Consider the following 20395-nt stretch of genomic DNA (forward strand, 5'->3'; position numbering starts at 1 on the left):
ATGAGTAACAGAAGCCGAATTCCGAAGAGACTGGCCCGGCGAAACCCGGGAGAACAGGGTGCAGGAGGGCAGGGGGCGGGAGAACAAGGTTACATCCTGCTTGCGGTTCTGTTTCTGGTGGCGATGGTGTTGATTGTGCTTGCCACGGCCGCGCCGAAGATGGCGGCCGACATCCAACGGGACCGGGAAGTTGAGCTGATTCACCGCGGGAAGCAGTATGTGCGGGCGATCAAGCTGTATTACAAGAAGTTCGGAGCGTATCCGCCGAATCTGGATGCGCTTGAGAAGACGAACGAGATTCGTTTTCTGCGCAAGCGGTACGTCGACCCAATGACGGGTAAAGATGAATGGCACCTGATCCACTTCGGCGAAAACAAAACGCCTTCCTACGGGTTCTTTGGCCAACCGATTGGTGGGACTGGCGGCTCAACGATAGCAGGAATCGGACCGGGCGGCGTCGGCCAGAATATTGGCAGTCCAGCTTCGCAGAGCGCCTTTGGCGGCCAGAGTACCTTTGGCAGCAGTTCGCCCGGGGGCGGAGCCTACGGGGGCAGTTCCTTTGGCAGTAATTCCAACAGCGGATCTACATCTACCATCGGTACGACCGGAACTGATCCGAATGCCGGAAACACAGCCGGAGGGACTGCCGGAGGCGCGACTGGAACGGGAAGCGGTACGAGCACGGACCCGAATGCTGCTTCAGGAGCTGCCGGAACCAGTCCGACCGGCACTACTTCCGGCGGCATCGGCGGCAGCACAAACGGTCAGACTTTTGGCGGCGGCGGAATCATCGGCGTGGAAAGCACCAGTCCAAAACTAGCCATTCTGGAGTGGAAGAAGAAGAAGCACTTCAACGAGTGGGAGTTCTGGTATGACCCGAATGCCGACCAGATCATGATGAGCAGCAGCCTGGGCGCGATCGGCCAGCCGGCGGGTGGTACGTCCGGCACACCTGGCACAAACGGCTCATCGTTTGGAAGCGGCAGTGGTTCGTCGTTTGGAAGTGGAAGTTCGTTCGGCAGCGGAAGCTCCTTTGGGTCGAGTGGAACAGGTACTCCCTCACCCGCGCCAACTCCCCCTCCTACGACGCAACCGCAGCAATAAACCCTTTCGATTCATGACAAACGCACAACGGCCCGTCTCCTGGGAGACGGGCCGTTGTGCATAGAGATCTGGATAACCGGCGTCTTAGACGCTGAAGGAGGAGCCGCAGCCGCAGGTGCTCTTGACGTTGGGGTTTTCAAACTTGAAGCCTGCGGCTTCGAAGGTTTCAACGTAGTCCACGATGCAGTTGTTGAGGTACATGAGCGAGGTGGCGTCGATGAAGACCTTCAGGCCGTCATAAGTGAAGACCTTGTCCATCATGCCGCTCTGGTTCTCGAAAGCCATGGAGTACTGGAAGCCGGAGCAGCCGCCGCCCACAACTCCCACGCGCAGACCGGCAGGAATCGGATCCTGGGTGGCCATGATTTCGCGAACTTTGGCGATGGCCGCGGGGGTCATGTTCAGCGGGGTTGCCTTGGTTTCGGTGACCGGAATATTGGCGGAATCGGGGGTAATTGCGGCGGTTGCGGTTGCCATGTGCGGTTTCTCCTGATTACTGAACTTTGACGCTGAACTCTGCTTCTAAGCCTTCTCGAACCCTGTCACTACTCTACTGCCTCAACGCATTTTGAAACAAGAGCGTTTTGGTCCGATATTGCTGATTGGATGCGACTCGTTCCTGAATGGTCGCAAACCGTGACGTTCGTCACTCCCAAATCTTTGAAAATGAGCCCAGAATGGTGCTAAAGTGTTACGCCAAGCGGCCCTCCTACCCGCGAGACCGCGATTCCGATCAGGACTCGCAGGCACGCCGGACCGAAATGGAGCATTTCAGGAATATATCTTCTCCTGAAATGCTCAGCCGAGGAGGAAGCGTATGACACCGAATGTGGTTCCCGTTATGTGGATCGTTTGGGCGATCTTTGCGCTGGTTACGGCTCTTCTGTATGCCTATCGTTCCAGTCTGACTCGCGATGAAGAAGGACAAATCTTTCTGGATGACGCCTTTGCCCATGAAAAAGCTGTACAGACCCAGATCGTTTCGAAGGTAACCAAGCTGCAGCCTGCGCTGCGGGCCAGCCTGATTCTGACCGTGCTGATGACGATAGCGGTGCTCGCGTATTACGCCTGGGACGCGGGCAAATCGCTTCTTTAGTTAAGTTGCGCCGGATGTGGCGTGATTGACTCGATCACCCAGGTCTCAACAATCGAGATCTGGGTGAGTCAAAGTGAGGCTCTAGCTATTCGACTTCCTGGTGGGCGCGGTAGCCATTGCGGTAGATCAGCTCATATTTAAGCGGTTTGTGCTTTTCGTCCTGAATCTGCAGCGGATGACCTTCGTCATCGACCAGTTGCACCTGGAGTTTTCGGAAGGTTCCGTCCTGCGCAGAGTTGAGCGGGTGATACACGAGTTCGTACTTGGAGCGGATGGCCTGGTTGATAGCGTTGAAGTCGTCCGGCATTTCAGCGACGAAGCGGGGCGCAAAGAACATGCCGCCAGTCATTCGGGCGAAGGTCTGCATCTGGTTGTCGGCCTGCAGGTAATCCATCTCCGCGCCGCCAAAGCCGCCACGGCCGCGGCCCTCGGACATGATGCGGGCCACTGCTCCGGTCGAGACCGTGAAGATCGTGACGTCGGGGGTTTTCCGGATCTTGTCCATGATCTTGTCGAGAGTGATCTTGGAGAAGGTATCGCGGCCAGAGGCGATCAGGATGATGTACTTCTGCCCTTCAATACGGCTGACCCGGTCGAGACCCTCGTAAAGCGCGTCGAAGAGATTGCGCTCAGAGAAGCCAGGAATGCGCAGGGAGTTGATGGACTCGAGGATCTGGCGCTTGTCCTGGGTGAAGTCAGTCACGATCTGGGTGCGCATGTCGAAGGTCATCATAGCGACATAGTCCTGGGGCCGGAGCTGCTGCGCGAAAGAGAAGGCAGCGTTGCGCATGTCGTAGATGAACTGGTAGTTAGTGGCTGCGAACTCGCAGATGAGAAGCGCGGTGATGGGCGCCTCGGTGCGCTTGAAACCGATGACCTTCTGCTCCTTGCCGTCCTCGAAGACGCGGAAGTTGGCGGCCTTGAGATTGGGGACGAACTGGTGGGTCTTTTCGAGGAGCACGCCCACGTCCACGGTGACTTCGGGCACATCGACGTGCAGCGAGACGGACGGCATGTTTGGGGGATTCCTGATTTTAGGAGCGACGGGGGCGGGCGGTGGGGTGTCGGCGTCTTCCGGTGTCGCCTTTTTCTTCGGCACTACGATGGGGCCGTTGTCCCCGCCTGGACCGCCTGCGTCAGGGCTGGCCGTGTCCGGTTGTTGTGTGGGCGGCGGAGTCGGAGGGGTCGATTGAGCAAGAAGCCGCGGTGCAAAACCGACGGAAACGAGCGAGACCAGAAAGGCGGCCAGACAAAATTGGGAGCAAAGACGGCGGGAAAGATGGAGGCCACTGGAATAGATATTGGAGAGACGACGAAACCGGCGATTCATCCTGAACATCACAACCTCACTGACAACAAAGGATACGGGCTCAGAACAGCATACGGCGAATGGGTGACGGCGTGTGCGACGGAATTCACGCTGGACCCGATCGCGAGCCTTGCCGAACCCGCCAGCATTTGTTTCTTTTCAAAGAAAATACTGTGCTGCGCACGCTCGGCCACAGCGTCTAATCTGGTAGACGTGTGCAATCGCTTTAAGAAAACCTCTTCCATCGAATTTTTCGCTGCTGTTTTTGGTATGGCTTCCATAATTGCCGCAGGAAGCACCTCAGGAATCGCGCAGGCGCAGAAGACTGCCGAGTTGGCTACCGCTGCTTCGGCTGCCATGCCTCCGCCCTCCAGCGTCGGCATTTTTCCGCTGAGCCAAGTGCATCGGGGATTGCAGGGGACGGCGTGGACTGTTTTTCAGGGCACAGTGCCGGAGCCGATGGATGTGGAGATTCTTGGGGTGCTGCATGGAGCGCGCGGCCCGCATCGTGATCTGATCCTGGCCAGATTGCATGGAGCCAAGCCGGAGTATACGGGCGTGGTCGCGGGCATGAGCGGCAGCCCCGTATATATTGACGGCAAACTGGCAGGAGCGCTTTCTTATCGGATCGGACAGTTCAGCAAGGAGCCGATTGCCGGGATCACGCCGATTGAGCAGATGCTGGAAGTGCGGGATCTGCCGGTACGAACTCTGACCAATGAGGCGCCGCTGCAAATCGCCGATCATGGCAACCAGCCCCAGACCAGCGGCATCGACTCCGGTGGGCTGACTTTTTCCGCCATGGAAACGCCGCTGCTGATGAGCGGGTTTCAGCCTGAGGCGATCCGCGTCTGGAAGGACCAGGTGGCCGGAACAGGTCTGGATATGATTTCGGCGGGCGGGGGAATGGTTGGCGGCGGGACATCCGATGACGGGGTTGGCGGCGACTTTGGGCCCATCGTGCCTGGTTCTGCCGTAAGTCTGCAGCTCGTGCGCGGAGATCTGGAGATTGCCGCCACTTGCACCGTAACCTATGTCGATCCCAAGCAGCTTCTGGCTTGTGGTCACCCAGTGCTGCAGGCTGGTCCTGTTTCGCTGCCAATGACCTCAACCGAGGTTGTGGCGACGTTGGCTTCACCGTTGAATGCCTTCAAGATTGTGAATACAGGCAAGGTGATCGGGGCCTTCACGGAGGATCGGGACGCGGCTATCGGCGGCGTGATGGGTGCAACGGCGCGGATGATTCCGGTTTCGATCTCGGTTGGCAACGGTAAGGACGCACTGGAGCGGAAGATCGAAGTACTGGACCTGCCCGCGCTCACGGCCCAGGCGGTGCTGGTCTCCGTCTACCAGATCCTTCTCGAATCGAATGAAAGCTCAGCCGAGACCAGCTACCACGTGACCGGCGATATCACGGTGCATGGAATGTCTCCGGTTCCGGTAAATGCCTGGGGCACGCCGGGCGAGTCGATGGCCTCCCAGCTTGCGGCGGCGTTTGGGGTTGCGGACAGCTTCAACCGCTTGTACGCGAACGCCACGCGGCAGCAGCCGATGGAGGGGGTGCGGCTGCATATCGAGGTGATTCCGCGCGATCTGCGGACGGAGTTGGAGAGCGTTCGGCTGGTTTCTTCGAGCATTGTTCATGCCGGGGATACGGTGGAGGTGGAAGCGACTTTGCGGCCCTGGGAGCAGCCGGCGCGCAATGTGCGGATTCCGATCACGCTTCCGGCGCGGCTGGAGCCAGGCAATATTCGTCTGATGGTGGGCAGTTCATCCGCCCTGGACCGGACGCTGGACGCGGCCCGTCCGGCGGGGAAAACCGGGGGCGAAGCCGCTGTGTCGGCGCGGCTCCGGAGTCAGCACGCCGCAGATCAGTTATATGTGAGCCTGCTGCTGCCGGAATCGCAGGCATCAATGGACGGGAGCACACTCGACAGCCTGCCACTGTCGATGGCCAATACCCTGGAATCGCAACGCAGCGGGGTAGAGGTGGGTCTGCACGGCGAGTCGATTGTGGTGGCGGCGACTGCGCCTGCTGGAGGGGTATTGAGCGGACAACAGCTACTTACCCTGCGCGTAGAGGCCGGAGGCGGGTTAAACTAAGGTCACGTACTCGTGGTCGATCGTTTCCTGATCCGAGGTTTCGCCTCAGGTTGAGGGAAATCACGGCTTGACGGGCTGGTCATTGTAGACAAATCTGGGCAGCTCCCTACCGCTTTCTTCGAGGCTTTCAGAACGCTTATGGCGCTTATTCAAGGACTTGCAGCTCATGCGGCAGGCGCAGAACTTCTTCCTTTTCGATATGATCCCGGCGAATTGCGCCCCCAGGAAGTGGAGATTCGCATCTCGCACTGCGGCGTCTGCCACAGCGATCTGCACCTGATCTCCAATGACTGGAGCATCAGCCAGTATCCGTTCATTCCAGGGCACGAGATTGTCGGAACGGTCGTGGCGGCCGCGCCGGATGTGACGTCGCTTGAGGTTGGGCAGCGGGTGGGTGTGGGCTGGCAGTCGAACTCCTGCGGCTTGTGCGAGTGGTGCAGCCGGGGGATGGAAAATCTGTGCCCATCCATGGAAGCTACCTGTGTGCGCCGAAATGGCGGCTACGCGCAGGCAGTTCGCGTGAACGCGCGTTTCGCCATTCCGATTCCCGACGCAATTTCGAGCGAGGGCGCGGCTCCCCTGCTGTGCGGGGGAATAACGGTGTACAACCCGCTTCGGGCGCACGGCGTCAATCCCTCGTCACGCGTGGGAGTCGTCGGCATTGGCGGACTGGGACACATTGCGCTGCAATTTGCGCGGGTCTTTGGGGCGGAGGTGACGGCATTTTCAACCTCGGCCGCCAAAGAAGAGGAGGCGCGTGCGCTGGGCGCGCATGGCTTCGTGAATACGCGCGAGTCTCGCGCGGTGCGCGATGTGGCGGGAACCTTTGACTTTATTCTGACCACCATCAATGCGGATCAGGACTGGAACTCCTACATTCAATCGCTCAGGCCGACGGGAACGCTGTGCTTCGTCGGGGTTCCTCCATCAGCGGTTTCGGTCAACGCCTTTCCGCTGGTTGCCGGGATACGCACCATCACCGGCAGCCCCATCGGCAGCCCGCACCTGCTGCGGGAGATGCTCGATGTAGCCGCGCGGCATGGGGTGAAGGCGCAAACGGAGGTCTCCCCGATGGCCAAGGTGAATGAGGCGATCGCCAAGGTGAAAAAGAATAAGGTGCGGTATCGGGCCGTCCTGGCGAACTAGAAATTTAACGATGTTGTTCGCAAAACGAGCTATGATCGTCTGACAACGCAACAGGTCAAACAAGACACCGGGTTGAACTCCCGAAAAAAGATCTTCGGCGTCAGACCTGATTTGGGCTCTGTTTTCCTGAATGGATTGCGTGTGAGTTGAATATCGCCTGCCAAATCCGAATCAAGGGACGTACACATTCAACTTCCAACTCCCTGATTCAAGGCACGGCCTTCACCTGCCGGAGAAAAATTTGCTTCTCCGCTCCTAAGTGAAACACCTTTCGAGACGCGCAACTCGGATTTCAACATTGGACTGAGAGACCCTTCTTCAGGGCGAGCATCCGGAAAATCTGGTTTGTTGTGCGACGGGCTTTTTTGAGTGCCCCGGGCCCCATTTCCCCCAATCGTCAACGCTGTAAGCAGATTGGCACTGCGCCAGGGAGTGTGAAAGATGTTGGGGATACCTGTGCGTTATTTTCTGAAGCATCCTGTCGTCACGGTTGCGGATATAGCGGCCGATCCTCTTCAACTTTGGATGACGATCCAGGACGAGTATGCGGCTGCGCGCGAGGGAGACAGGCCAAAGTATCAATACGAATCCAACGACGATTGGGAGCAGCGGCTGCATGAGTCATTGGGTGTTCCGTGGCCATGCGAGGAGGCTTCCGAGTTCTGGACTTTATGGTCAGGGATCATCCGGGAGCTGCAAGCGAAAGGAATTCGCCCTGGCCCAGAGAGTTTTCAATGGTGGAATGACGGCGATGCCGGATTGGTGAGAGCGATATGGTGCCTGATTCGCCACACGAAACCGGAAAAGGTCGTCGAGACGGGCGTCGCGCATGGCGTCACGTCTCGGTGCATTCTGGAAGCATTGGCGAGAAACGGGGACGGACACCTTTGGAGTATCGATCTTCCTCCAGTGGACAGGTTCTGGCGCAATCAGGTCGGCGCCGCCATTGGCGAACATGGGATCGACCGATGGACCTATCTCTCCGGCTCCAGCAGGCGGCGACTCCCCGAGCTGCTTTCTTATCTTGGCAAGATCGATCTCTTCATCCACGACAGCCTGCACAGCGAACGCAACGTACGCTTCGAGCTGGATCGAGCATGGGAGGCCATGGGCACCAACGGCGCATTTGTCGTGGATGATGTGGATGCAAATTGGGGCTTTCGGTCCTTCACCCAGGCATTTGCCCCCGAACTCTCGCTGATTTGCGAAGCGGAACCACTTCACCCAGATCTTCGGCGGTTTAATCAGAAGGGGTTATTCGGAATTATTCTGAAGCAGCCTGTTGCACACGGCTTGATTGCCAGTGGGCCAGTTTGAAAAAAGACCGATCCTCAGGGGCTAAAGCCCTTTTATATTGCCGGGCTTAATGTACGGGCTGAAGCCCGTGCTCTTCAAATTGACCCACCACCGCTCGATTCGGAATGGGCCGGATTGCGGACTGTTCTAGTAAACTCAGCCTCAGAATGAATTTCTTCGGTAGAAGCCGTCAATTCCTGAGGTTGCCAACCTTTTCCAGCCTTGCGCCTGTAAGGCCCTTCATCCCCGCCGCCCTGGTATTTTGCGGAATTGTGCTTTTGTCGCCAGGCGCGTCTATCCATGCGCAGGGTACGCGGCTCTGGACACAGTCCCGCTTTGAGGAGTTTGAAAAAGGGACGCCGCAGGGGGTACAGATCGGCAGCGACGGCAAGCTGCGCAACGGGCCTTCGGCGACAGCGCTGTTGACGACGCCCTCTAGTTTTGTGTGGTCGGTGACTACGGACAAATCGGGAACCGCGTTTCTCGGAACCGGCTCCCCGGCGACGGTGCTGCGGGTTGAGCCTAATGGGACAGTTTCATCCAATGCATCCGGATTTGTGAAGTTATTCGATAGCAAGGCGCTGGCGGTGCAGGTGGTGCGGGTTGGGCCGGATGGAGCGCTGTATGCGGCGACGATTCCGGATGGGAAGGTATATCGGATCAAGCCCGATGCCTCGACCGTGGTGGATGAAGCGACCGCGGAAGTCGTTTTTGATCTGAACAAGACTGAGTCCGATATTAATCCGGATAAAGAAGGACATAAGGCAGCCAACGCAGATACGACGGACACAAAAAAGACCGACGGCAAGGCGAAGTACATCTGGGATATGACTTTCGATCGGGCCGGGCGGTTGTATGTTGCTACCGGCGGGCCGGGCGCCGTCTATCGCGTGAACGTGAGTCAGTCGCGGCCGGTTGCCGAGTTGTTTTTCAAGAGCGATGAGCAGCATATTCGTTCGCTGGCGTGGGACAAGTCCGGCAATTTGATTGCCGGGACGGATGGCTCGGGGCTGGTCTATCGCATCAGCCCGAACGGTAAGGGCTATGTGCTCTTCAGCGCGCCGCGCCGGGAGGTTACAGCGGTCGCCGTCGGCGTGGACGGCACGATTTATGCGGCGGACGTGGGCGACAAGAGCCATAATCCTCTGCCTCCGCTGCCGGTGCAGAGCGGAAACGTCGGGATCACCATCAGCTTTGTGCAACCCGCATCGGTGCAGGCAGCCAATGCCAGCACAGTGCTGCCGGAAGGCTCCGAACTCTACGCGCTTTCGCCGAACCAGGCTCCGCGCAAACTGTGGGCGGGCAAGGATGAGATTGTGTATCAGCTTGCCGCGACAGCAGATGGACTGACGGCGCTGACCGGCAATCGCGGGCGCATCTTCACCATTCACGCGGATGGCAGCTACAGCGATGTGGCTCATCTGGAAGCGCAGCAGGCTGTGGCCCTCGCCACTACACCGAATGGCTGGCTGGTTGGCACAGCAAATACTGGCAGGCTGTACCGGCTGACGAACGGCAGCTCTTCAAGCTCCGAAAAGGCAGAGCATTTCTACGCCAGCGATGTGCTGGACGCCGGAGCGATGTCGCGGTGGGGACGGGTCGAGGTCGATCCCGGATCGCAGGGCTTTGAGATCTGGACGCGATCCGGCAACGTGGAGCAGCCGGCCCGCAACGAAAAAGACTGGGGATGGAGCGACTGGCAGCAGACCGCCGACGGAAAGATCGCTTCCCCGGCCGGGCGCTACCTGCAATGGAAGGCAGTGCTGAGCGGCGGCGGCGTGGTCAGCGGGATAGGCGTGAATTATCTGCCCCTGAACTCGGCTCCGGTGGTGGATGAGGTGATCGTAGTACCGGGTGCGCGCATCAATCCGCAAGCGCAGCAGGCGGGACAACAGGGGACGGTGACCATCGCGTTTCCCAGTGCAAACACCGGGACGGTTTTTGACGCCAATACAGCAAACGCCTCCACGCCGATTCAGGCGCAAAAGGACCGCACTGCAGTGACGGTACGCTGGACCGCTCATGACGATGACGGCGACGATATGATTTACGACCTGTATCTGCGCGGCGACGGCGAGCATATTTGGAGGCCGCTCAAGAAGGGGCTGACCGACAAGGTCTACAGTTTTGATGGCGCTGCCTTCCCGGACGGCGGGTATCAGATTCGGGTGGTCGCGAGCGACGCTCCTGCTCATGCGCCTGGCGAGGTGTTGACCGGAGAGATTATCAGCGAGCGATTTGAACTGGATACAACGCCGCCGATGATCTCTGCGATGAAGGCCGGGCCGGCTGCGCCGGGCGACTGCAAGCAATCGCCGTGTCCTCGGACGCTGAGCATTCCGTTGAGTTTCGAGGCCGTGGATGCGGCGTCGCCGATCAGCCATGCGGAATATTCTCTGGATGCGGGGCCATGGCAGTACATCGAGCCGGTTGGCGCACTTTCGGATTCGAAGGAAGAACACTACTATGTCGCGGTTCCCTTGCCTGCTCCTCTGGCTGGGGTCGCGGATGCGGGGCCTGAGCCGGAGCATCTGATCACCGTCCGGGCGTACGACCGGCACGACAACATGGCGACGGCAAAGATCATTGTGCCGCCCGCCACGAAAGCTCCAGCAACCTCCGAGGAGAAATAACCGCGCCTCCCGCGATCAAGATTTGATTCAAGATGCGATTTGAGCTTTACATTGCGATCCGCTACCTGCGAGCCAAGCGCCGGCAGGCTGTCGTCGGCTTGGTTACGCTGATTTCCGTCGCCGGAGTGGCGGCGGGAGTGGCGGCGCTGGTGGTGGCGCTGGCCATCACGAATGGAATGCAGCGCGATTTCCAGGATCGCCTGCTGGGCAGCACCTCGCATGTGACGTTGATGCGGGTGAAGAACGACGGCATCCACAACTGGGAGCCGCTGCTGGAACGGATGCGCCATCTGCCGCATGTCATGGCCGCAGCGCCGGGGATGTACGAGCAAGTGATGATTTCGAACGGGCCGCGAGCCGGTTTTGCGCTGCTCAAAGCGATTATCCCGGCGCAGGAGCGGACCGTGAGTGATCTGCTGGGCATGATTACGACAGGGTCGGCGGCGGATCTGGCTCCGGGAGAAAGCTCGCTGGACTCGGCGGATGCGGCGCTGCCTCCTTTGGTGATCGGCAACGAACTGGCGGAGACCCTCGGCGTTTCGGTCGGAGATTCGGTGATGGCGACGAGCCCGCAAGGGGAACTGACGCCGCTGGGGGTGATCCCGAGCTACCGGAAGTTTCGCGTGGCGGGCATCTTTCATTCAGGCTTCTACCAGTACGACTCGGCGACGGGTTTTTTGCGGCTTTCGGATGCGCAGAAGCTGTTCAGCGAGCCGGATGTGATCACCGTGATCAACTTCAAAATTGACGATCTCGACCAAGCCGAAGCCGTCGGGCGGGAGATTGAGCAGGCCGCTGGCAAGGGCTTTCAGACTTCGAACTGGATGGACGAAAACAGGGAGCTGTTCACTGCGCTCGCGCTCGAAAAAACGGTGACTTTCATCATCATCGGGCTGATAGTGTTGGTCGCGGCGCTGAACATTCTGATCGCCCTGACCATGATGGTGATGGAGAAGACGCGGGATATCGCCGTGCTGATGAGCTTTGGGGTTCTACCGGGCCAGGTGCGGCGGATCTTTCTGATGCAAGGGCTGTTGATCAGTCTGCTGGGAACGGCAGCCGGACTTGTGATGGGGTATGTTGCTTCGTGGGCGGGTGGGCATTACCACTTCATCCACCTGTCGGCAGCGGTTTATAACATAGACACGCTGCCCTTTGCGCCTTCTTGGCGGGACGGCGTGCTGGTGGCTCTTGTTTCGATTGGTGTTTCCCTGCTTGCAACCGTATATCCCTCGTCGACCGCGGCGGCTATTCTGCCCGCTGAGGCGTTGCGCTACGAGTAGAGCTGGTTTTGACTTGTGTCGCATTATTGTGCCACATTGTCAGTATGCATTCTGTGAATCTCCGACAGCTTCGTGATACCCGGCAGCTCAAGGCCTGGCTCAAAGCCGGGGAGACAGTGGAGTTGCGCGAGCGGGACAAGGTTCTGGCGCGCATTGTTCCGGAGGAGACTGCGAAACAGCCGATCGAGTGGCCGGACTTTGAGGCGCGACGGAAAGCAATCTTCGGCGACCGGATACTTCCGGCAGTCGACCAGTTGCTCGAGGATAGAGAGAACAGCCGCTATTGAATATTTATGCAGACAGCAGCTTCTTCGTCGCGCACTATCTCCAGGATCGGCATTCGCCGGAAGTAGCTCGCCGCATGGCGCTCAAGCCCGGCGTTTGGCTCACGCCATTCCAAGCAGTTGAACTCGTGCACGCGATTCAGCAATATGTGTTTCGGGGTACGATAACCTCGTATGAAGCAGACTTGGTGACCGAGGCTTTCGAACAGGATCGCGCTCACGGAATCTGGATACTCACTGAGCAGCCCAAAGAAACTTTTGTCACGTGTGAACGCCTCGCACGGAGGCACGTCGCGAGACTAGGCGTACGGACACTCGATTCGCTGCACGTAGCCGCTGCCTTGGAACTTCAAGCAGACAATTTTTGGACCTTTGATCAGAGACAAGCACGGTTAGCTGAGGCTGAGGGTCTGACCACGATATAGCCTCCCTCTCAAATTGAACTTCGGATATTTCGAGACGCCCCACTCACCGGCGCCTGGGGGTACGCTTAAATATTCCTATCGTGAGGATGATCGCTCTCTTGCCAGCCAATTGGGCCTATAATTCGGCCTGAAAAATAATCAGCTGCCAGATGCCTCTATTCGACACCTGCAACTGAGGAGGCGACATGTTCCGGTCATTGCTGCACCTTCCCTCGGGTATCTTGTCCTCGGTGATCTTCCCCTCGTTAATCTTGTTCGCGGCTGCTTCCACCGCGAATGCGGGCCATTTACCGCAGGAGCCGGCCGCACCGCCTGCGCAGGCTGCGCCCGGCCCCAAGAACCCCGTCAAACCTACCGCCGAATCACAGGCAAAAGCCAAGAAGACGTACGGATTTGATTGTGCCCTGTGTCACGGAGCCAGTGGGGATGGAAAGACCGACCTCGCCAAGGACATGCAGCTTACGATGAAAGATCTTACAGACCCGAAGTCGCTTGCGGGCATGTCGGACAGCGATCTATTCGATCTCATCCGGAAGGGCAAGGACAAGATGCCTCCGGAAGAGGCCGCCCGCGCAAAGGATGACGATGTGTGGCAACTCGTTATCTATGTGCGGAGTCTCGCGAAGGGTGGTTCGGCAAGCACGTCGGCGTCAAACTAACAGGCGCACGCAGCCTCTCTGCGCGAGAGTTTGCTTTGATGTATCGATGTACGCGGGCCGAGGTTGAGGATTTTGCCTTGGGCCGCCCAGTCTTTTCCAACAAGCTATTCGGATCGCAACGCCTTCATTGGATCAATTGAGGAAGCGCGCCGAGCGGGCAAATAGGACGCGACGAGCGCCGTAGCGAAGAGGATTGCGGCGACCGATGCAATGACCGACACATCCAGCGCGCCGACTCCGTAGAGAGTGCTTTGCATCTGGCGGCCCACGGCGATTGATCCGCCTACTCCCAGAACCAGCCCAATCGAGGCAAGCATGGCTCCCTGGCGGACGATCAGGCGCGCAACATTGGCGCGGCTTGCTCCGAAGGCCATGCGGATGCCGATCTCCTGGGTGCGTTGGGAGACGGTGAAGGCCATCAAGCCATAAATGCCAACCGCCGCAAGGACCAGCGCGACGAAAGCAAATCCGGCATAAAGATCCATGGTGAATCGGTCGTCGTTCAGGGCATCTTTCTTGACCTGGTCCATGGTGGCCACGTCTGCAAGCGCTATCTCCGAATCGACGGAGTGAACGGCGGCAGCGGCAGCCTTCGCCATGGCCGCCGGGTCGGATTGTGTGCGCAGACCGATCGTTGCATCCGCTCCTAGCGATTGGGCGAAGGGCACATCCATCGCGGGACTGTCTTCGCGAAGGTCTCCGTAGCGAACGGTGCGGGAGATGCCGACAATCTGCCATTCCACCGAAGGACCTAGCTTGGGCTGTCCGGGAATGATTTCGTCGATTGACAGGCGCTGTTTGAATGGATCCAGCCCCTTCAGATAGTGACGGACAAACTCCTCGTTAACGATGGCTACGCGCACGCCGGCGGCGTTGTCCTGATCGGTAAAGCCTCGGCCGCGGACGATCTGGATGCCGAAGGTCTTGTAGTAGTCCGGAGTGACAGACTGGAAGCCGACATCGGGACGCTTGGAGCGGTCGGCATACGTGGGTCCGCCGATGATGGTGAAGCCCATGCCGTCGCTGTGGTATTGGAGGGGCATTCCCGTCACGGCGGCCACTTCGGTAACGCCAGCTACGGAGTGCATCGCGTCGAGCATCTGCCGGTAATAGACGGCCATCTCCGCCGGATCTTTGAAGCGGCCTGCGGGATGGTTGAGGCGGAAGGTAAGGACGTGATCGGTGCGCAGGCCTAGGTCGACTCGGGACAGGTTCCAGACGCTATGGATGGCCAATCCGGCGCCAGCCAGCAAGGTGAGCGCAAGGGCGAGTTCTCCGACGATAAGCGCGCGGCGGAGTTTGTGGCTTCCTGTTCCAACGCCGCTGCGTCCGCCGTCCTTCAGTCCTTCGCAGGGATCGATGCGCATCGCGTACCAGGCCGGCGCGCAGCCAAAGAGAAGCCCGGACAGCGTCGTTGCGCCGAGAGCCACCAGCAGCACGTGCGGATCGAGTTTCAGAACTGCCTCGGTGGGCAGTGTTCCGTCGGGTATGAGGACGGTAAGGATGCGGAGCAGGATTGAACCCAGGCCAACGCCGAGGCCGCCTCCGAGGACAGCAAGGATCAGGCTCTCGGTCAGAAATTGCGTGAATACCTGTCCGCGCGATGCGCCGAGAGCGCCGCGCACTGCGATCTCCCGCTGCCGCGCCGCGCCCTTGGCTAGCAACAGGTTGGCGATGTTGACGCAGGCGATGAGCAGGACGAATCCCACTGCGCCGAGAAGCAGCCATAGATTCTGGATTCGCTCCTTTGGCAGGAAGTCGTTGTGCAGCGGCTCGATCCTGACTCCCCAGTCTGTGTTGGAATCAGGATAGGCGGCCGCGATATTACGGGCCACGCCATCCATTTCAGACTGGGCCTGCTGCAACGTCACGCCGGACTTGAGCCGGCCCATGGTGATGAGCCAGTGGTAGTCATGGTTGATCTGATCGGGGTGGAAGGCCAACGGAATCGTCAGCGGAGCGGAGACATCCGCTCCCTTGTCTCCGATACCCGGTGCCAGAACTCCGACAACCGTATACGGTTCGCCGTCGATGCGAAGGCTCTTACCAAGAATCGCGAGGTCAGCACCAAGGCGGTTCCACATCTTGTAGTTGAGGACGACTTCATGGTCTTTGCCGGGCACTTCCTCCTGCGGCAACAGATCGCGGCCCATGAGGAAGTGGTATCCGAGCATATTGTAGTAACCGGGCGAGCACTGCAGGGAGTGCTGCACCTGTTCCGGAGCGTCTTTGGTGGCCAGATTGAAGCTGGTCCATTGCATGGCGATCAGTTGCTGGAAGGACTTGCTTTCACGCCGCCAGTCAAGGAAGTCGCCGGCGGACATGACGTTGTTGTGACCGGAAATATTCGACCAGACCATCACCAACTGGTCGGGGTTGGGATACGGCATCGGTTCGAGGAGAGTGCTATAGACGACCGTGTAGATGGCCGTGGTTGCGCCGATTCCCAAAGCGAGCGTGAGGATCACGGCCAGGGTGAGGCCGCTGTTTTTGAGCACCATGCGCAGGCTGAATCGGATGTTTCGCATCAGATTGGTCATCTTCGGCCCTCGATTTCGACACATGAATAGATTGGAGTTGCAGACGGCAGCACCACCCCGGCAACCGGTACAAATCTTTAGAGAGAAGAAGCGAATTGGAGCGCACCGGAGACGATGCGGTCGATGCGGCTTGCCGCAGAGCGGGAATCAAAGATCTGCCCGGAAAGCGATTTGCCGCGATTCACGCTGCTCTTGAGCGAGCAAAGGACGCGGTGGTCAGAAACGAGCGGGTGGACATGCGGGCGGACCCGGAGAGCGACCCCCGTAAGATTCACCATGATGGCCATGACTCCGGCGGCGAGAACAAGAGATCCGTGTCGTTGCAGGAATCCTGCGAACTTCCGAGATCGACGTTGCATCATGCACCTCATTGCTGTGTCGTCCGGGCTTTCAAGCCGTGCGACGCCCTACTGCATATACACGTGGAGTTCCATTCCTCAGATTGGACTAAATCTTTGATAAGACGATGACTTGCGCGGGATGAAAATACCGGGAAACGGCGGCCGACTGACCGTTCGCGAACGGAAGTGTCCGGTTCCGGACGAGTGGCCGGAAGGCTGCATCCAGCATTCCGCGATTGGCCTTCAGAGACGCAGGGTTGACTGGCCTTAACGCGGGGTAATGATGCCGCCGACGGCGTGGCGACGCGGCAGGACGATGCCTCGACGATCCACTACTCGCGGCGGCGATCCAGCCGGATTAAGATCAGGTCGCGATCCGGCGATCAGCGCGCCGCCGCAGGCTGGGCAAGTGGTTGAATTCACTGCGGCGTCTTCGGAGTGCGCGACGGTGGCATGGCATTGCTGGCAGATCGAATCCACCCCTTAAGATTACATCGCCGAACTATATCTCTGGCCCATTTGGGCTTCGCGGCAGCGATTCCGCCTCGCATTGACAGCGTCTTCAATCGGTATTCATCGATATCCGGGTAAACTTAGATATATGGATTCTTCCCTCCCCCTTGAGTCTCGGAACGGTTTTTCCGCTCCAAATCGCCCCGTTCGCCCAATTCGTCTCGTAGCCATCGATATGGATGGAACGTTGCTGCCGGATTTTTCCACCGTGGTAAGTGCGCGCAATCAGCGGGCCTTGCGGGACGCGCAGCAGGCCGGAATCGTCGTCGCGATTGCGACGGGCCGCCGTCAGGCTTTTACGGCTCCGCTGCTCCAGGACGTCGGCTTGCGAGCGGACACGCCGCTCATCACGTCCAATGGTGCAGTGACACGCAGTTTTTCCGGCGAGCGCATCGATTTTACGCACCTGAATCCGGAGGTTGCGCGCGGGCTGTGCGGAGTGCTGCGCGGAGTCGGGCTGCTGGTCTTTACGCTGGACAAGGCCGCCAATCCGGACCTGATCGTCGAGGATATCGCCAAGGTCAGGGGTCGTCTGGGCAAATGGGTGGAGTCAAACCGGTTGTCACTCAAGGAAGTTCGGCCGATAGAAGAAGCATTGGGAGACGATGTGGATCTGATTCAAGGCATGGCCGCCGGAACGATTGCCGAGATGATCGAGGCCGAGCGGCGCCTGAGGATATGCGACTGGGCGGGGCAGTTTGAATGCATCCGGACGGCGTATCCGGGTAATGATCTGTCCATTCTGGATCTGCTTCCGAAGGGCGTTTCGAAGAGCTCGGCGCTGGCGCGGCTCGCCGAACGGCTGGGGATAGCGCAGGCGGAGACGATGGCGATTGGCGACAACTGGAACGATGAGTCCATGCTGGACTGGGCGGGAACGGGCGTGCTGATGGGCAACGCGACCGAGGAGTTGCGCACTCTTGCTCCGAAGCGCGGATGGCGGATCGGGCCGTCGAACTCGGAGGATGGCGTGGCGGTGATGCTGGAAGAGGCTATCGCCAGACTGGATTCAGGCCTTGCCACCGGTCTGGTTTCTGCTAGAGTTTGAGCGAAGACAATTGCTGAAAATTCCTTCCATATCGGCTTTCCCGACCGGAGCTCTTGCGCTTATAACGGCGCTGGGGCTGGGCTGCACCGCATCGATTCCGGCCACTGCGGCGGAGCGGATCACTCTGGCCAATGGATTTGACCTTGTTTGCAATCACCATGCGATGGTTGACGGGCGGATTCGGGTATTTCCCAACGCGGCGGACGAGACGGATTACCTGGAACTGAAGCCGGAAGATGTGACCGGATTTGAGGTCGTTCCCGATCCGCCTTTGGAGCCGAAGGCGGATGGCGGCGATGCGGCAAAGCACTCCGCAACGGCCCCCGTCAGCAATAAGCCCGACGCCCGCCTGACGGCTACCGACATGCATCAACTGCTTTCCAAGGCAGGCGCGGAGCACAACGTGGACGCGGATCTGCTGGCGAGTGTGGTGAAGGCTGAGAGCGGCGGATATGTGCGCGCAACCAGCCGGGCCGGGGCGCGCGGACTGATGCAGTTGATGCCGGGGACGGCGCAGCAGCTTGGCGTTACCGACAGCTTTGCTCCGGACGAGAACGTGCGCGGCGGCACTACGTATCTGGACTGGCTGCTGACCCGCTACCACGACAACATTGCGCTGGCTCTGGCGGCTTACAACGCAGGTCCGCTAGCTGTGGATCGGTATCATGGAATTCCGCCGTATCATGAGACACGCTTGTACGTGGCGCGGGTGATACACGAGTTCAACCGAAGGATTGCAGCTCGCGAAAAGACGCTGGCCAGCACAGGCCGCGCGAGCGGTGTTTCAATGGCTACCGGGCCTGCAGAGGACGAGAGAGTGGGACGCGATTGAAGAACGGAAAACTGATCATCAGCCTCGTGGTTCTGGCGCTGCTGGTGGGGCTCGGCGTCTGGGCCTACTACCACGTGAATTTCAGCTTCGCCAATTTTCGCTCGCAACTGGCCGGCGCGGACTGGCGCAAGATTGTGATCGGACTGGCCTGCATCTACGTCGGCTATGTCTTCCGCGCCGCGCGATGGGCACTTTTGCTGCGCCCAAACAAGCGCGTCGGGCTGTTTTCGCTGCTGGGGACACAGGTGATTGGCTTCAGTTCTGTCGCGCTGGTCGGGCGCGTTGCCGACCTTTCCCGCCCTTATCTGGTTTCGAAGAAAACCGGGCTGCCGCTCAGCACGCAAATCGCGGTTTATATCGTGGAGAGACTGTTTGACGCGGGATCGATGGCGTTGATCTTCTCTTCGGTGATTCTGCTGGCGCCTGCCGGAGCGCTGCCGCATCCTGAGATCTTCAAGAAAGTTGGACTTTGGGGACTTGCGGGGACATTTGCCGGAGCGCTGTTCCTCGTGATGGTGCGGGTCTCGGGTGGCGTGGTGGCAAGCTTTTTCGAGGGGACCATTGGCACTCTTTCCAAGAGCGTTGGACACGCCATCGGGAACAAGATTCGCAGCTTCCGGACTGGATTGAATACGCTGCGCAGCCCCGGCGATCTGGTGATAACGCTCGTTCTTTCGCTGGGTATGTGGGGGCTGATTACGCTGGCTTACATCATGACCGCGCGAGCATTTACCGCCAGCCCACAGCTTAATTCCCTGACGCTGGCGGAAGGCATGGTCCTGATGGCCATCAGCGGCGGCGCGAGCGCCTTCCAGCTTCCGGTGCTGGGATGGTTCACACAGATTGGCGTGGTCGCAACGGCTCTGTCCAGCTTCTTTGGCGTTCCGCCCGAACCGGCAACTGCCTGTGCCGCGACGCTGCTGCTGGTGACCTTTCTCGGCATCGTGCCGGTTGGGCTGATCTGGGCCCAGTTTGAGCACGTAAGCCTGCGCACAGTGGCCGCCGAGAGCGAACATGCCGGGGAGGCCGTCGAGGAATCGCTGAAGGAAGACGGACCGATTGAGGAGCCTAGCGGGGCTTAGCTCTTTTCTGACGCTCAAGCCCGTCGCTACCGAATTCGGTCTTTGCACAACCTGTAGAATCAGACCCAAGATGAAATGTCCATTTTGTGGGTTTGCGCAGGACCGTGTCGTTGACAGCCGCGAGAGCAAGGAGGCGGATTCGATTCGCCGCCGGCGCGAGTGCGAGAAGTGCGAGCGGCGCTTTACGACATACGAGCGCATTGATGAAATCCCCTACATGGTCGTCAAGAAAGATGGCCGCCGGGAGAAATTTGAGCGGCATAAGGTGCTGAGCGGCCTTCTGCGCGCCTGCGAGAAGCGGCCGGTTTCGGCGGGCAAGCTGGAGGCGATTGTCGACGCGACCGAGAGCTACCTGATGGATGCTCCGGAGCGCGAGCGAACCACCCGCGAGATCGGCGAATTGATCATGGAAAACCTCAAGACACTGGATACGGTTGCCTATATTCGTTTCGCCAGCGTTTATCGCGATTTCAAGGATGTGCGTGAGTTCAAGGAAGAGCTTGAGCAACTGCTGCAGACGCGGGAGTCGAATCGCGAGGGGCAACGGCGGACATAGCCGCATAGGCTCGCCGTCGATAGAATATCCGCTCAATATCCAGGAATTTCCATTCCTGAACGATCATGCCATTTTGCCTTTATGGGTTCGAGTTTCGGCAGTGAGACGTGTCTCAGCATCGACTCTCCTGTACACTGAAGGGTCT

The 20395-nt window shown here is 59.1% G+C and carries 20 protein-coding genes; 14 read left to right on the plus strand and 6 right to left on the minus strand.

The features are described from left to right. The gene (locus OHL23_RS20755; RefSeq protein WP_263353874.1) at positions 1 to 1104 is read left to right on the plus strand and encodes a type II secretion system protein; all 1104 of its coding nucleotides are present in this window, start codon (positions 1 to 3) and stop codon (positions 1102 to 1104) included. 84 nt (positions 1105 to 1188) lie between these two features. On the opposite strand, the gene OHL23_RS20760 is transcribed toward OHL23_RS20755, so the two are convergent. After that, positions 1189 to 1581 carry a HesB/IscA family protein gene (locus tag OHL23_RS20760; protein WP_263353875.1) on the minus strand — a complete coding sequence of 131 codons (393 nt, stop codon included), beginning with the start codon at positions 1579 to 1581 and terminating at the stop codon, positions 1189 to 1191. Positions 1582 to 1921: 340 nt separating this feature from the next. Here OHL23_RS20760 and OHL23_RS20765 point away from each other — a divergent pair, with 340 nt between their 5' ends. Further along, positions 1922 to 2200: a hypothetical protein gene (locus OHL23_RS20765; RefSeq protein ID WP_263353876.1), complete on the plus strand. Its 279-nt coding sequence runs from the start codon at positions 1922 to 1924 to the stop codon at positions 2198 to 2200. A gap of 85 nt (positions 2201 to 2285) precedes the next feature. Here the strand turns inward: OHL23_RS20765 and OHL23_RS20770 are convergent, their stop codons facing one another. Both OHL23_RS20770 and OHL23_RS20775 read right to left on the minus strand, forming a co-directional pair. Continuing rightward, entirely contained in the window at positions 2286 to 3539 is a 1254-nt protein-coding gene (locus OHL23_RS20770) for a VWA domain-containing protein (protein WP_263353877.1), read from the minus strand. Then, positions 3539 to 3868 (minus strand): hypothetical protein, encoded by a 330-nt coding sequence (locus tag OHL23_RS20775; protein WP_263353878.1) that lies wholly within the window; start codon positions 3866 to 3868, stop codon positions 3539 to 3541. Before OHL23_RS20775 ends, OHL23_RS20770 begins: the two co-directional genes overlap by 1 nt. Between OHL23_RS20775 and OHL23_RS20780 the strand changes: the two genes are divergently transcribed. The 8 genes from OHL23_RS20780 to OHL23_RS20815 all read left to right on the plus strand — a co-directional run bounded on the left by OHL23_RS20780 (position 3843) and on the right by OHL23_RS20815 (position 13338). Then, positions 3843 to 5612: a SpoIVB peptidase S55 gene (locus tag OHL23_RS20780; RefSeq protein WP_263353879.1), complete on the plus strand. Its 1770-nt coding sequence runs from the start codon at positions 3843 to 3845 to the stop codon at positions 5610 to 5612. The genes OHL23_RS20775 and OHL23_RS20780 overlap by 26 nt on opposite strands. Positions 5613 to 5750: 138 nt before the next feature. Continuing rightward, a complete protein-coding gene (locus OHL23_RS20785) occupies positions 5751 to 6758 on the plus strand; it encodes an NAD(P)-dependent alcohol dehydrogenase (protein WP_263353880.1) in 1008 nt (335 codons plus the stop codon). 441 nt (positions 6759 to 7199) lie between these two features. Next, the gene (locus OHL23_RS20790) at positions 7200 to 8075 is read left to right on the plus strand and encodes a class I SAM-dependent methyltransferase (protein WP_263353881.1); all 876 of its coding nucleotides are present in this window, start codon (positions 7200 to 7202) and stop codon (positions 8073 to 8075) included. Positions 8076 to 8332: 257 nt separating this feature from the next. Further along, entirely contained in the window at positions 8333 to 10687 is a 2355-nt protein-coding gene (locus tag OHL23_RS20795) for a hypothetical protein (protein WP_449701819.1), read from the plus strand. A gap of 32 nt (positions 10688 to 10719) precedes the next feature. Beyond that, positions 10720 to 11970 (plus strand): FtsX-like permease family protein, encoded by a 1251-nt coding sequence (locus OHL23_RS20800; RefSeq protein ID WP_263353883.1) that lies wholly within the window; start codon positions 10720 to 10722, stop codon positions 11968 to 11970. 53 nt (positions 11971 to 12023) lie between these two features. Further along, positions 12024 to 12257, plus strand: coding sequence for a hypothetical protein (locus OHL23_RS20805; RefSeq protein WP_263353884.1), 234 nt, complete (start codon positions 12024 to 12026; stop codon positions 12255 to 12257). After that, a complete protein-coding gene (locus OHL23_RS20810; protein ID WP_263353885.1) occupies positions 12254 to 12679 on the plus strand; it encodes a type II toxin-antitoxin system VapC family toxin in 426 nt (141 codons plus the stop codon). Before OHL23_RS20805 ends, OHL23_RS20810 begins: the two co-directional genes overlap by 4 nt. 185 nt (positions 12680 to 12864) lie before the next feature. After that, positions 12865 to 13338, plus strand: coding sequence for a c-type cytochrome (locus OHL23_RS20815; RefSeq protein WP_263353886.1), 474 nt, complete (start codon positions 12865 to 12867; stop codon positions 13336 to 13338). Between the two features lie 104 nt (positions 13339 to 13442). On the opposite strand, the gene OHL23_RS20820 is transcribed toward OHL23_RS20815, so the two are convergent. From OHL23_RS20820 to OHL23_RS20830, 3 genes are all read right to left on the minus strand, one after another. Further along, entirely contained in the window at positions 13443 to 15878 is a 2436-nt protein-coding gene (locus tag OHL23_RS20820; protein WP_263353887.1) for an ABC transporter permease, read from the minus strand. Positions 15879 to 15955: 77 nt separating this feature from the next. Next, positions 15956 to 16240: a hypothetical protein gene (locus OHL23_RS20825; protein ID WP_263353888.1), complete on the minus strand. Its 285-nt coding sequence runs from the start codon at positions 16238 to 16240 to the stop codon at positions 15956 to 15958. 246 nt (positions 16241 to 16486) lie between these two features. Continuing rightward, positions 16487 to 16699, minus strand: coding sequence for a hypothetical protein (locus OHL23_RS20830; protein ID WP_263353889.1), 213 nt, complete (start codon positions 16697 to 16699; stop codon positions 16487 to 16489). A 121-nt stretch (positions 16700 to 16820) separates the two neighbouring features. Here OHL23_RS20830 and OHL23_RS20835 point away from each other — a divergent pair, with 121 nt between their 5' ends. From OHL23_RS20835 to nrdR, 4 genes are all read left to right on the plus strand, one after another. Next, positions 16821 to 17780 (plus strand): Cof-type HAD-IIB family hydrolase, encoded by a 960-nt coding sequence (locus OHL23_RS20835; protein WP_263353890.1) that lies wholly within the window; start codon positions 16821 to 16823, stop codon positions 17778 to 17780. A 10-nt stretch (positions 17781 to 17790) separates the two neighbouring features. Next, the gene (locus OHL23_RS20840; protein ID WP_263353891.1) at positions 17791 to 18612 is read left to right on the plus strand and encodes a lytic transglycosylase domain-containing protein; all 822 of its coding nucleotides are present in this window, start codon (positions 17791 to 17793) and stop codon (positions 18610 to 18612) included. Further along, the gene (locus OHL23_RS20845) at positions 18609 to 19694 is read left to right on the plus strand and encodes a lysylphosphatidylglycerol synthase transmembrane domain-containing protein (protein WP_263353892.1); all 1086 of its coding nucleotides are present in this window, start codon (positions 18609 to 18611) and stop codon (positions 19692 to 19694) included. The genes OHL23_RS20840 and OHL23_RS20845 overlap by 4 nt, the downstream gene beginning before the upstream one ends. Before the next feature lie 70 nt (positions 19695 to 19764). After that, positions 19765 to 20250, plus strand: a complete 486-nt coding sequence (gene nrdR, locus OHL23_RS20850) for a transcriptional regulator NrdR (RefSeq protein ID WP_263353893.1) — start codon at positions 19765 to 19767, stop codon at positions 20248 to 20250. Positions 20251 to 20395: the final 145 nt, after the last annotated feature.

This window comes from Acidicapsa acidisoli, assembly GCF_025685625.1.
GTDB classification, from domain to species: domain Bacteria; phylum Acidobacteriota; class Terriglobia; order Terriglobales; family Acidobacteriaceae; genus Acidicapsa; species Acidicapsa acidisoli.